The sequence below is a fragment of the Butyrivibrio sp. XPD2002 genome (assembly GCF_000423945.1).
Taxonomy (GTDB): Bacteria; Bacillota; Clostridia; order Lachnospirales; family Lachnospiraceae; genus Butyrivibrio.
In genome coordinates, this window is sequence record NZ_AUIY01000011.1 from 163,565 (window position 1) to 176,252 (window position 12,688).

The following is a 12,688-nucleotide window of genomic DNA, read 5'->3' on the forward strand; positions in this document are numbered from 1 at the left end:
CATTATCTCATGGAAAAAACAGTCCCCTCAACAAACAGTATAAAAATATATGAACTTATTTACTATATTTATTTTTTAGTCCTCTTTGGAGCAAAAGCGGTTGGTCTTTACGATGGACAGACGCTTTACAACGCCTGCCTTGTTCTTGGAGTCCTTGCCTTTGGCGCTAAGGTTCTCTCCACAAGACACAACCTCGCTGAGTATCTTGTAATGGCATCTATCTTATCAGTAGGAGCCCTCACCTATCTGTGCTCCGGTGAAAAAGGACTTCTCCTATACTTTACCATGATGCTCGGCATGAAGGGCATAAACGAAGAAAGGGTAATGCGAATTGGATTGTGGGTACTTGGCGCTTCATATTTTACCCTGTACCTTATGGCAGTCACAGGCATTATCCCCGAACTAAACCACATGAACAGACGCACCGGTTACGGGTATCTCCTTCGTCACTCATTAGGCTACCCCTATCCCAACACCACTCACACGACACTTTTAATTCTGCTTATCCTGTTCTTCTATCTATATAAAGCTGACAGCATAAAGCAGCTCCTTAAGGCATCAATAATTGCCATGCTCCTTAATCTGTACATTTACGCCTACACAGTAAGTCTTACAGGCCTTCTGTCTATAACGATCTATCTGGCAGTAAACCTGTATTTGCAGGCAAGGACGCACAGATCCGGGCTCGAAAATGCTTTAATCCGCCTTCTCTTCCCTGCCATTGTAATATTTTCAATCGTTGGTCCCCTTCTTGCCAGGGGAAGCGTATTTACATTTTTAAATAAGCTTCTGCACAAGCGCTACGAATACGCTTTATACTTCCTGACTAATGAAAAGATCACACTTTTCGGATCTTACTTTAAAAAGCCGCCGACCAACTGGTATATGCTGGACAATTCCTTCCTGTACCTTTTCCTGCAGCTTGGAGTGATTCCCTTTGCAGTAGTCTGTATTTTGTACCTTTTGTGGATAAAAAGGCTTGTGTCCGAAAACAAAACCCGCGAACTCGCTATCATAATAACCTTCTGCTTTATAGGAATGAGCGATCCCTTCCTGTTTAACCTAAGCTACAAGAACCTGACCTTTATCTTCCTTGGAAAATGGCTCTATGACGCATTGACAAAGCAGGCAGATAAATACCCCGCTATATTAAAAAAGGAATTCCTCATTCTGCCCTTTGGTGAAAAGGAGCTAGCATGTAAGCCTCTCTTTTCCTCAAAAGCAAAGAGCTTTTTCGCAGGTCCTTTTTATGAAATCGGAACCCATATCATAAAATATGCGCTTATTTTTGCCATAATCGGCATGATCGGCAGCGTATGCTATAGCAAAGCCGTAGCAGAGCCCCAGGTTCTCTATGTAAATACAAAAATCGCAGATCCGTATTTCAAGCATAAAAACATCGAAATGACTCAGGAAGAGGTGGACCTCGCCCTTGCAGAAGGTAATATCGTAGAAGGCTATAATCCCGAGGATCCCACCATGTATGTCTTCAAGAAAAAAGCTCCGCATATGGAGTATATACGAAGCATAATATCCTGTGGTTTATGGGCCGGACTTATCTCTGTTTTACTGATATCAGTTATCAGAGTTATTCGCAAAGAATGATATCTCTTTTACGTATTCATCATAGTCTCTGATGTACTCGCTTGCATCATAATGCTCACTTGCAAGAACCAAAAGAACCGAATCCGCACTGAAATCATACATCTCCTTCCAGACCATGTTTGGGAGATAAATTCCGGTGTTGGGTCTGTTGAGGCAGAATATAGCCTCATTTCCGGCGCCGTCCAAAACCTTTACCTTGCTGGTTCCGGCTACATTTATAAGTACAAATTCTGTCTTCCTGTTTGCATGCTGTCCGCGCACGACAGTCGCATCACTTCCATACATATAGAAGGCTCTTTTTATTTCAAAGGGTATATCCATTCCGCCTTCAACAATGACGAGCTGGCCTCTCTCATCTCCCATGTCCTTGAACTCGATCATCTTTACGCGGTCCATATGATTTAACATTTCCAAACTCCTATCCGTATATAATTAAACGAAACTTAATACTTTTTTAATTGAATCCTGTCAGGTCAAATAATAGAATGTACTTATAAAATACTATAGATTGGGGGTTTGTGCAATTTAAGCACAATTACATAATATGAATTTTTTAAAAAAATGCGTAAACCAAAAATGGTTCCCTTACACTGTTGCTTCCTGTTCTGCCGTACTTTTGTTTCTTGGAGTATCGCATATTAACCTGTTTTTTCAAGCGCTTGGTACTCTTGGAAAGTATTTTTCGCCGGTAATCACAGGACTTATCCTTGCTTATGTCGTTCATCCTCTGGTTGCTTTTTTTGAGAAAACCATATTGTCAGGGATAAAGCAGGCAGGCATCAAAAGATCAATAGCTATTTTATTATCAGTTGCCATCATAATACTGTTTATTGCAATTCTTATGATCGCCCTTATCCCTCAGCTGGTAGACAGTGTAACCAACTTTGTTTCAAACCTGGACGGCTATGCCGCTTCACTTGAATCACTGCTGAATAAACTGAGTACCACTGCAGGAAAATATCACGTTGACCTGTCGGGAATCACTGAAAAAATCAATACATTTCTGTCACAGTTTGCCCAGAAGCTCCCTGCTGCAATGTCTCAGATCATTAACGTTTCCGCAGGTATTGGTCAGGGATTCTTCACCTTTATTTTAGGATTTATTCTGGCTATATATTTTCTTGCCGGAAAAGAGAAGCTCCTGTATGGCACAACAAGGCTTATGAAGTTATTTGTTCCCACCGCAATGTATGAGCGCATGAGCATCTTCTGGAGCACCTGCAACGATATCCTTAAGCGTTACATCGCCGGCGATATCCTTGACGGCTTACTTGTAGGAATAATCAACTGGCTGTTTATGATCATTACCGGAATGTCCTATTCCGTACTGATCTCACTGTTTGTAGGAGTTACAAACCTTGCTCCCACCTTTGGCCCCATCGTCGGAGCCATAATAGGCGGATTTATACTTGTACTGGTAAATCCTCTCCATGCTCTTATTTTCCTTATCTTTACGATAGTTCTTCAGACTATGGACGGATATGTAATAAAGCCCAAGCTGTTTGGTAATACCCTTGGCGTTTCATCCGTTTGGATACTTGTAACTTTGGTAGTTGGCGGAAGAATGTTTGGAATTGCAGGAATCATGCTTGCAATACCTTTCGCAGCTATCTTCAATTTCACTTATCAAAACTGGATTCAGAAAAAAGAAGCCCTCTTAGCTTCCCAGAATGAACCACCTAAAGAGGAATAGCTATGAATGTAGAGGAGTATACATATCAGGAACTCAAGCATATGTTGGATTACATGAAGCGGATGTACGATACTGTCCGCCTCGTTGATCCTGTCGAATGTCGTGAGGTTTCAGTAGATACCTCTGGAGATCTTCACTATGAAAAGGAATGCCATGCAGCTTGGAACGCAGCCTCAAGATGTTCAAACTGCTGCAGTTATCGTGCTGTCATGAGTGGCCAGCGTCAGACCAAGGTAGAGGTTTATGATGGTCACAGATTCCTCATCCAGTCTATCCCGATCAAGCTAATACTCCCTGACAGAAATAATTTTTCCTGCGTTATGGAGCTCATCAGTATAGATGATAAGGAAGGGGAAATAATTGAAAATCCCCCTCAGATATCCGCAGGCCAGGATGGCCGTCAGATGTCCCAGGGTACTGCTGAAGCAGACTATACCGCAACCCACGATATTCTCACAAGACTCTATAACCTTGATGGAATATGCCGCGAGGTAAGACGTCTTCTTGTTGATGACCCTGATGTGGACCGCATTCTCATAACAGGTGACATCCGCCATTTCCGCACTCTCAATGAGCGCTACGGAACTCAGCGCGGCAACGAAGTTCTTATGGCCATCGCAGATATGCTAAGGAAAAGATGCGGCTCCGACACCATTTACGGCCGCACCCACGCAGATCACTTCGTACTCTGCATGCCTGAAGAGCGCTTTGACGAAGGAATTTTCATGGATGCCCTCGAAGAGATTGGGCAGATGATAGACACAGAGAACTATCACCTGTACTTCCACCTTGGCGTATTCAGAATTGAAGATCCCGATATACCGGTCAGCCTGATGATAGAAAGAGCTGACCTTGCCCTTAAGACCCTGCACGAGCAGAGAGAAAACATCCTGACCTTCTATACTAATAAGCTTCTTAAGCAGACAGAGATGGAGAATGAGTTCCTCAGCTCCTTCAAGGAAAGACTTGAGGACGGTCAGTTTCATATTTATCTGCAGCCGGTTTTCGATGGGGACATGAATGTAACAGGAGGCGAGGCACTCACCAGATGGATCAAGCCTGACGGAACCGTGGTCTCCTCCGAAAAATATATCCACATACTTGAAAAATCCGAGCACATCGCTGATCTTGATACGATGAACTGGGAGCTCGTTATGAAGCAGCTGCAATCATGGCAAGATACAGCCCATAGCGACCTTGTAATCTCCGTAAACGTATCTCCCAAGGATCTGTTCTATATGGACGCCTTAAAGAAGATCAAGGAGCTTGTAGAGATCTATCAGATAGATGCCAATCAGCTGATACTGGAATTTTCCGAAATAGATCTCATGAAGGATACGGAGCAGCGCCTTGCTATCCTGGATCGCTTCAAGATGGAAGGCTTCAGAATTGCCATTGATAACTTTGGCGAGGGCAATCTCTCCCTCCATATGCTAAAGGAGCTCCATACAGATTATGTAAAATTTGACAGAACCTTCATTGCCGGTATCGGGGATGAAAGAAACAGAATTGTATTAGAAGCTGCTGTAAAGCTTGTTAAGCAGCTTGGAATGACAGTAGTTGCAGAGGGTATTGAAACCGAGGAGCAGTTCTCATATCTGAAGTCTCTTGGCTGTGACAGATTCCAGGGCTACTACTTCTCACACGCTATACCTATTAATGAATTTGAATCAAAATATTAAAAATAATATTCAGGAATTTTTCCATAAAAAACGGGTGCCGAAAAGCACCCGTTTTAATTATCTAAGTGATATTCTCGCAACGTCGTATACGATTGCAGGAACGTGTTGATACATCATGAAAAGCATATGAACAGTTATCGGAACATATATGTTTCTCGTACAGAAAAACGCTATAGCATACGGCAGTGAAAGAACCATAGCCTCCACAACTCCCAGCGGAAGATATGCATAGCTGAATCCGCAAAGTACAAGTCCAAGAACAAATGTAAGCATCGCTGATGTCGCTGATTCAAAATTCATAATAGCTTTTCTGAAAAATAATTCTTCCGATACAGGACATAGGAAAAGAATTGTTACCGCATACAATAATTCACCGATATAACTATTCTCCCAGGTAATACCGAAGGTACCATCCAGAACACCGATAAAATTGGCCTGTATGAGATTCATCTTAACCATGTAGGCTATCTGTGCACCTACTACTGTAAGAGCAACAGGAATCCAGAACTTCTTAAGACTCTTAAAATTACAGGAATACTCTTTAAATGAAAAGTCCCTGCTAAAGTAAACAACAAGAACCAGATAGAACACAAAGAATATATAAAGTGTCTTAAAAGGCTTTATTATACAAAATGCTATAAACAGTAACTCCCACACTATTGGGAACGCAAGATTCTTAATTTGAGATTTCACAACGCACCTCTAAGCTTGATTCATCTATTCAAACAATTATAGCACAACAACCGTTATATTTAAAAATAATTATCTATGATAAAAAAACTCCTCAGAGATATTTCTGAGGAGTTATTAGCTGGGCTAGTAGGATTCGAACCTACGGAATGACGGAGTCAGAGTCCGTTGCCTTACCGCTTGGCGATAGCCCATCGACAAGAATGAATTATACGCATATCTAGAATAAAATGCAAGCACTTTTTTCAAAAATCGTTAATTCGTTTATTGGTTGTATAAAATTACCCTCATCCAGTGGATGAGGGTAATGGAATTCTTCGCTAAAATTCGCTAAGCTCAGCCTTCAAACAAAAGATCTGCGTATGTAGGGAACGGCCAGTCATTCTTATCAACAAGCATCTCAAGCTTATCAGCAGGAGCTCTGAGTGCCTCCATGGAAGGAACTACTGTATCCTTGCAGAAATATGCGCGCTTTCTTGACTCTGCAATGGTTCTTGCCTTCTCTTCATTCTTAATAAGCTTATCAAGAGCCTTCTTCATGTCATCAAGAAGTGACATTACTTCCTTAAGCTCGCCGACCATGACATCTGCTGAAACTCCTGTGCTTGTAACCTGATTAACGTCTGTAGCAAGTCTTCCTGCATACTTCATTACAGCAGGAATGATCTGCTTACTTGCCATATCGATCATGGTAAGAGCTTCGATGTTGATTGTCTTTGAGTAGGTCTCAAAAATAATCTCCTGGCGCGCCTCAAGCTCAGTATGTGTAAATACGCCAAACTTCTTAAAGAGGTCGATTGCCTTCTTGGTTGTAAGAACCTCAGCTGCCTCGATTGTGGAAGGAATATTGGGAAGACCTCTTCTCTTAGCTTCCTTCTTCCACTCCTCAGAATATCCGTCACCATTGAAGATTACTCTCTCATGCTCTGTGAGATATTCCTTAATGATGTCGTGAACTTCCATATCAAAATCATCGGCCTTCTCAAGTCTGTCAGCAGCCTCGCAGAATGCCTCTGCAACAATTGTGTTAAGAGCAGTATTTGAGCTTGCCATAGAGTCAGAAGAACCTACCATACGGAACTCAAACTTGTTACCTGTAAATGCGAAGGGTGATGTACGGTTTCTGTCTGTAGCATCCTTCTCAAATTCAGGAAGTGTTGAAACACCGGTCTTAAGCTTTCCGCCGCGCTTTGATCTTTTAGCTTCACCTGTTTCAATAAGCTGGTGAACCACATCCTCAAGCTGCTCGCCGAGGAACATAGAGATAATAGCCGGAGGTGCCTCATCTGCGCCAAGACGGTGATCGTTACCAACGTCTGATGCGCTCTGTCTGAGGATATCAGCATGTCTGTCAACAGCCTTCACTATGCAGGCAAGAACAAACAGGAACTGAATATTTTCATTAGGTGTATCGCCGGGATCAAGGAGATTAACTCCATTATCCGTGCAAAGAGACCAGTTATCGTGCTTACCTGAGCCATTAACACCGGCAAAGGGCTTTTCATGCAGAAGGCATCTCATGTTGTGGTGCTCTGCTACTCTCTTCATGGTCTCCATGATGATCTGGTTGTGATCTACAGCAATATTAGCTGTCTCGTAAATAGGTGCAAGCTCGTGCTGTCCGGGAGCAACCTCGTTGTGCTGGGTTTTTCCGGGAACGCCAAGCTTCCAAAGCTCGTCGTTAAGGTCCTTCATGTACTCTCCGACACGCTCTCTGATAACGCCGAAGTAGTGATCCTCCATCTCCTGACCCTTGGGCGGAAGTGCTCCGAAAAGTGTTCTTCCTGTAAAGATAAGGTCAGGTCTCTTAAGGCTCTTCTTCCAGTCAACAAGGAAGTATTCCTGCTCGGGACCAACTGAAACATTTACTTTCTTGGCATCGGTATTGCCAAAGAGATGAACAATCCTTAAAGCCTGCTTATTTACAGCCTCCATGGATCTGAGGAGGGGAGTCTTTTTATCAAGAGCCTCTCCGTTATAGGAACAAAATGCGGTGGGTATGCAAAGAGTCACGCCTGCGCCTGTCTCCTTCAGGAAGGCAGGGGAAGTGATATCCCAGGCTGTATAGCCTCTTGCCTCGAATGTTGCACGAAGACCGCCTGACGGGAAGGATGACGCATCGGGCTCACCCTTAATGAGATCTTTTCCTGAAAAAGATGTCATCATATGTCCATCACCACGGGCACTTGTAATAAATGCATCGTGCTTCTCAGCAGTTATTCCGGTAAGTGGCTGGAACCAGTGTGTATAGTGCGTTGCACCGTTCTCCATAGCCCAGTTCTTCATGGCATTAGCCACAGCATCCGCAGATGCAAGTGAGAGGTCTCCGCCATTTTCCATGACCTGAATGACCTCTTTGTACACACTCTTAGGGAGACGCTCACGCATTCTCTCGAGTGTAAATACATTCTTACCGAATAGTTCCTCAACCTTGACCTGTTCGCTCATAAACACCTCATTCTTAAATTTTTTCATAATATGCCAATGATTGTACATCATAACACAAAAATACTCAAACACTATAATTATAGTGTCTGAGTATTTAATAATTTTCTCTTAGCAGGATATGTTCTCTGATGAGCCTGTATGAACTCTTAAAATGTCATACTTCTCAGTTTCCTTATCAAGCTTAATATATAATACTTCCTTCGGATGAGGACAGCTCTCGACCTCTTCTCCGGCCTCGTTGATTATACCAAGAACCTTTGTCTCGATATCTCTTCCGTCGGGCTTCATTATCTCTATAGTATCGCCAACGCAGAATTTATTCCTCTGCTCGATCTTGGCAAGACCGTCCTCTGTAACTTCGCCAACAATACCAAGATATGTGTACTCATTAACATAAGTGTTGGCATCATAAATCTGAGCCTCGTCAGAAGGCTTACCAAAATAGAATCCTGTTGTGAACTGTCTGTAGGTGCATCTGGAGATCTCATCAAGATACCAGGGCATATTCTCCCTGTACTTCTCCTCTGACTCGAAATAGTCATCTATTGCCTTACGATAGGTTCTTGCAACTGTAGCTACATAGAGAGCTGTCTTCATGCGTCCCTCTATCTTGCAGCTGTCAACACCTGCATCTACAAGCTCCGGAATATGCTCTATCATGCACAGATCCTTGGAATTGAAAATAAAGGATCCTCTCTCATTCTCATAAACAGGCAGATACTCTCCGGGTCTTGTCTCCTCCACAACAGCGTACTTCCAACGGCAGGGATGAGTGCACTCACCGTGGTTTGCATCTCTTCCTGTAAAGTAGTTGGATAACAGGCATCTTCCTGAATAGCTGATGCACATTGCTCCGTGGATAAAGCTCTCAACCTCAAGATCATCGGGGATATTCTCGCGGATTTCCTTTATCTCCTTTAATGAAAGCTCTCTTGCTGCAACTACTCTCTTTGCGCCAAGATCAGCCCAGAACTTATAGGTCTCGTAGTTTGTATTATTAGCCTGTGTGGATACATGAATATCTATCTCAGGACAGATTCTTCTCGCCATCATGAACATACCGGGATCAGCAATAATAAGAGCATCAGGACCAAGCTCCTTGAGCTCATGGAAATATTCCTCTGCTCCCTTAAGATCATCATTGTGGGCAAGGATATTAGCCGTTACATGAACATGAACGCCATGCTCGTGTGCAAACTTAATACCCTCAGCCATATCATCATGGCTGAAGTTCTTTGCCTTGGCGCGAAGCCCAAAGGAGTTACCACCGATATACACGGCATCTGCTCCAAAAATTACTGCTGTTTTTAATACTTCAAGGCTGCTAGCAGGTATAAGCAGCTCAGGTTTTCTTCTTTCTCTCATTATTACCTATCCTTTATAACTTAAGCGACATCGCCATTCCGTCGCCAACATTCAAAATAACACTTTCAAGCTCAGGGTCATGCTTTATTGCAAACAGATACTCCCTCATTCTCTCATGGATCGTACGGTTTCTTCTGGTCACAGCAAATCGTGACTCCATAACATCTCCATCCTGGAGCACATTGTCGGACAAAAGCAGTCCTCCCTTTACAAGAAGTCTCTTGCAGTCAGGCAGAAAATTGATATACTGCCCCTTTGCCGCATCCATAAAAATAAAATCATACTGACCTGAGAGGCCCGCCAAAATATCTGCCGCGTCCCCCTCAAGCAGTGTGATTTTTTTGTTTACGTCGTACTTATCAAAATTTTCATGAGCCACCGGAATACGCTTCTCAAACTTCTCAATTGTAGTTATCTTCGTATCCGGATCCGAGTAGGTCGCCATTAAAAGTGCTGAAAACCCAACGGCACACCCTACCTCCAAAATATTCTTCGGATGATTCTGCCTTAGAAGAAATCTTATAAAGCTCTGAGTATCCTTCCTTATAATCGGAACATCATCCGCAAGAGATTTTCTCTCAAGCTCATCCAGAAATGGCTCATTGCCCTGATCAAGTGAATTGATAAAGGTGCTTATTCTCTCGTCACTGATCAATTTCCAGCCTCCTCTTTGTCTGCTTCAATTGTGGAAGCGCACATAATGCCTATTATCTCATCAGGAGTCATGGAAGGACTAAGCTCATAGGTGCCCGGAGCGATCATTCCGTGATACTCTGAAAAACGCTCCTGCATCCAGAACAGAGTCTTATCCTTGACCAGTCCTCTGTTTTCCAAAAGCTCTGCAATATCTCCCACAGACATGCTGTCCGTTATTGAAACAGTCACAGTCCTTGTGTCATACTGCGAAGCCGGAAGCTGATTGTATATGTTATATCCATAGCTATATGCAAGTGACGCATATTTGCTGATCAGCATTATAGCCACAATAACCAAAAAAATCTTCACTATTGTATCTACAATACCTAAGCCTACACTCCTTACGTTCATAACTCCTCTTTCCCTAATTAGTAATTAGAATCCATGATAATAGGGAGAATCATGGGTCTTCTCTTTGTCTTCTTCCAGATGAAATCAGACAGGCCTTCTTTAACAATATTCTTAAGCTTATTCCAGTCTGTGATTCCCTTATCAAGAGCCTCGCTGACATCATCAAGAACGAGATCTGTTGCATCGTCTATAAGTTCATCGGATTCGCGAACATACACAAATCCTCTGGATACGATACTGGGACCAGATACAAGCTGTGCATTATCTCTGTCAATGCCAAATACTACTATAACTATACCGTCCTCAGCAAGTCTCTGCCTGTCGCGAAGAACCACGTTACCGACATCTCCTACTCCAAGACCATCAACAAGGATAGCTCCTGTAGGAACCTTGCTCACTACCTTCGCGCTGTCCTCCTTTAACTCGAGGACATCACCGGATCTGATGATGAAAATATCATCCTTATCCATTCCAAGTCCCATAGCGATGTTCTTCTGAGCTATCAGATGCTTGTACTCACCATGAACAGGTATTGAGTACTTAGGACGAACCAGTGTGTAAATAAGCTTAATATCCTCCTGGCATGCATGTCCTGATACGTGAACATCCTGGAAAATAACATCAGCACCTCTTACAAGGAGGTCGTTGATGATGTTTGTTACAGCCTTCTCATTACCCGGTATGGGATGAGATGAAAAGATTATGGTATCGCCGGGACGAATGCTTATCTTCTTATGCTGTCCGCTGGCCATTCTGCTAAGAGCAGCCATACTCTCACCCTGGCTTCCTGTTGTAATGATAACAGTCTGATTATCAGGGTAATTCTTGAGCTGATCTATATCTACAAGTGTATTATCCGGAATCTGAATGCACTCGAGCTTCTGGGCAATATCGATAATATTGACCATACTTCTTCCCTCGACCACAACCTTCCTTCCGAATTTGTATGCAGTATTAATAATCTGCTGAACACGGTCTACGTTTGAAGCAAAGGTAGCAACAATAATTCTTGAATTGCTGTGCTCCTCAAACAGTGAATCAAAGGTTTTTCCAACCGTGCGCTCAGACGCTGTAAATCCGGGACGCTCTGCATTTGTGGAGTCACACATAAGTGCAAGGACTCCCTTTTTACCAATCTCACCGAATCTCTGAAGGTCGATAGGATCTCCAAAAACAGGTGTGTAATCAACCTTGAAGTCACCTGTGTGCACAACGATACCTGCAGGCGAATAAATAGCAAGAGCTGCAGCATCTACGATAGAGTGGTTAGTCCTTATGAATTCTACCCTGAAATCACCAAGGTTAATGGACTGTCCAAACTTTACAACCTTTCTTCTTACCTTCTTTAAAAGGCCGTGCTCTTCAAGCTTGTGCTCTATGATTCCCATTGTAAGTCTTGTTGCATAAATAGGAACGTTGAGCTCTTTTAATACATAGGGAAGCGCTCCGATATGATCCTCATGTCCATGAGTTATTACGAAGCCCTTTACCTTATCTATGTTGTTCTTCAAATATGTGATGTCCGGTATTACAAGGTCGATTCCCAGCATATCATCATCAGGGAATGACAGACCACAGTCCACCACAATAATACTGTCCTCATATCTGAAGGCAGTAATGTTCATACCAATCTGTTCAAGGCCTCCAAGCGGTATAACCTGAAGCCCTGAAGCAGAATTATTAGTTTTCTTTTTATTCAATCAGTTTTTCCTCCACATTCGTTGCAATATCCGTAGAGTTTAACCTCATGATCAGTAACTTTAAATCCGGTCTTCTCGGCGATTTTGAGTTCCAGACCTTCAAGCATGTCCTCCTCAAATTCCAAGACCTTCCCACATTTAACGCATATCAAATGATGATGGTGGTGTGCGCCACCGTCCCTCGCATCATGAGCAAGCTCGTAGCGTTCTACTCCATCATCAAAGTTCACCCGATCTATAAGATGTAACTCCATTAGTACTTGTATAGTTCTATAAACAGTAGCCAATCCAATTTCAGGATGCTCTGTCTTTACCAAATTATAAATATCCTCAGCAGTCAGATGTTTCCCGGGATTCCTGCCAAGTATTTCCAACATGATGAGTCTCTGGTTTGTAACCTTAAGACCCTTTTCTTTTAGTAATGCCTTGAATTCATCGGTAGAAACCGTTCCCATGGA

At 42.9% G+C, this 12,688-nt stretch carries 11 protein-coding genes and 1 tRNA gene; 3 read left to right on the forward strand and 9 right to left on the reverse strand.

Annotated features, from left to right (window positions below):
• Window positions 1–9: 9 nt before the first annotated feature.
• Window positions 10–1,605, forward strand: coding sequence for a hypothetical protein (locus tag G587_RS0106940; protein WP_026491648.1), 1,596 nt, complete (start codon window positions 10–12; stop codon window positions 1,603–1,605).
• Here the strand turns inward: G587_RS0106940 and G587_RS0106945 are convergent.
• Window positions 1,576–2,013: a sugar 3,4-ketoisomerase gene (locus G587_RS0106945; RefSeq protein WP_242830047.1), complete on the reverse strand. Its 438-nt coding sequence runs from the start codon at window positions 2,011–2,013 to the stop codon at window positions 1,576–1,578. The genes G587_RS0106940 and G587_RS0106945 overlap by 30 nt on opposite strands.
• A gap of 136 nt (window positions 2,014–2,149) precedes the next feature.
• Between G587_RS0106945 and G587_RS21720 the strand changes: the two genes are divergently transcribed.
• Together G587_RS21720 and G587_RS0106955 are read left to right on the forward strand one after the other, a co-directional pair.
• On the forward strand, window positions 2,150–3,298 hold the full coding sequence (locus G587_RS21720; protein ID WP_051200849.1) for an AI-2E family transporter: 1,149 nt from the start codon (window positions 2,150–2,152) through the stop codon (window positions 3,296–3,298).
• Between the two features lie 2 nt (window positions 3,299–3,300).
• A complete protein-coding gene (locus tag G587_RS0106955; protein ID WP_026491650.1) occupies window positions 3,301–4,980 on the forward strand; it encodes a GGDEF domain-containing phosphodiesterase in 1,680 nt (559 codons plus the stop codon).
• Window positions 4,981–5,037: 57 nt separating this feature from the next.
• Here the strand turns inward: G587_RS0106955 and G587_RS0106960 are convergent, their stop codons facing one another.
• From G587_RS0106960 to G587_RS0106995, 8 genes are all read right to left on the reverse strand, one after another.
• Window positions 5,038–5,673 (reverse strand): CPBP family intramembrane glutamic endopeptidase, encoded by a 636-nt coding sequence (locus tag G587_RS0106960; RefSeq protein ID WP_026491651.1) that lies wholly within the window; start codon window positions 5,671–5,673, stop codon window positions 5,038–5,040.
• 118 nt (window positions 5,674–5,791) lie between these two features.
• Window positions 5,792–5,864: transfer RNA gene (locus G587_RS0106965), tRNA-Gln, on the reverse strand.
• 142 nt (window positions 5,865–6,006) lie between these two features.
• The gene (locus G587_RS0106970) at window positions 6,007–8,118 is read right to left on the reverse strand and encodes a glutamine synthetase III family protein (RefSeq protein ID WP_026491652.1); all 2,112 of its coding nucleotides are present in this window, start codon (window positions 8,116–8,118) and stop codon (window positions 6,007–6,009) included.
• A 108-nt stretch (window positions 8,119–8,226) separates the two neighbouring features.
• The gene (locus G587_RS21725; protein ID WP_035786013.1) at window positions 8,227–9,483 is read right to left on the reverse strand and encodes a peptidase U32 family protein; all 1,257 of its coding nucleotides are present in this window, start codon (window positions 9,481–9,483) and stop codon (window positions 8,227–8,229) included.
• Between the two features lie 13 nt (window positions 9,484–9,496).
• Window positions 9,497–10,138 carry an O-methyltransferase gene (locus G587_RS0106980; RefSeq protein WP_026491653.1) on the reverse strand — a complete coding sequence of 214 codons (642 nt, stop codon included), beginning with the start codon at window positions 10,136–10,138 and terminating at the stop codon, window positions 9,497–9,499.
• Window positions 10,135–10,530, reverse strand: a complete 396-nt coding sequence (locus G587_RS0106985; RefSeq protein WP_026491654.1) for an endolytic transglycosylase MltG — start codon at window positions 10,528–10,530, stop codon at window positions 10,135–10,137. Before G587_RS0106985 ends, G587_RS0106980 begins: the two co-directional genes overlap by 4 nt.
• Window positions 10,531–10,547: 17 nt before the next feature.
• On the reverse strand, window positions 10,548–12,230 hold the full coding sequence (locus G587_RS0106990) for a ribonuclease J (RefSeq protein WP_026491655.1): 1,683 nt from the start codon (window positions 12,228–12,230) through the stop codon (window positions 10,548–10,550).
• Window positions 12,227–12,685, reverse strand: coding sequence for a Fur family transcriptional regulator (locus tag G587_RS0106995; protein ID WP_026491656.1), 459 nt, complete (start codon window positions 12,683–12,685; stop codon window positions 12,227–12,229). The genes G587_RS0106990 and G587_RS0106995 overlap by 4 nt, the downstream gene beginning before the upstream one ends.
• Window positions 12,686–12,688: the final 3 nt, after the last annotated feature.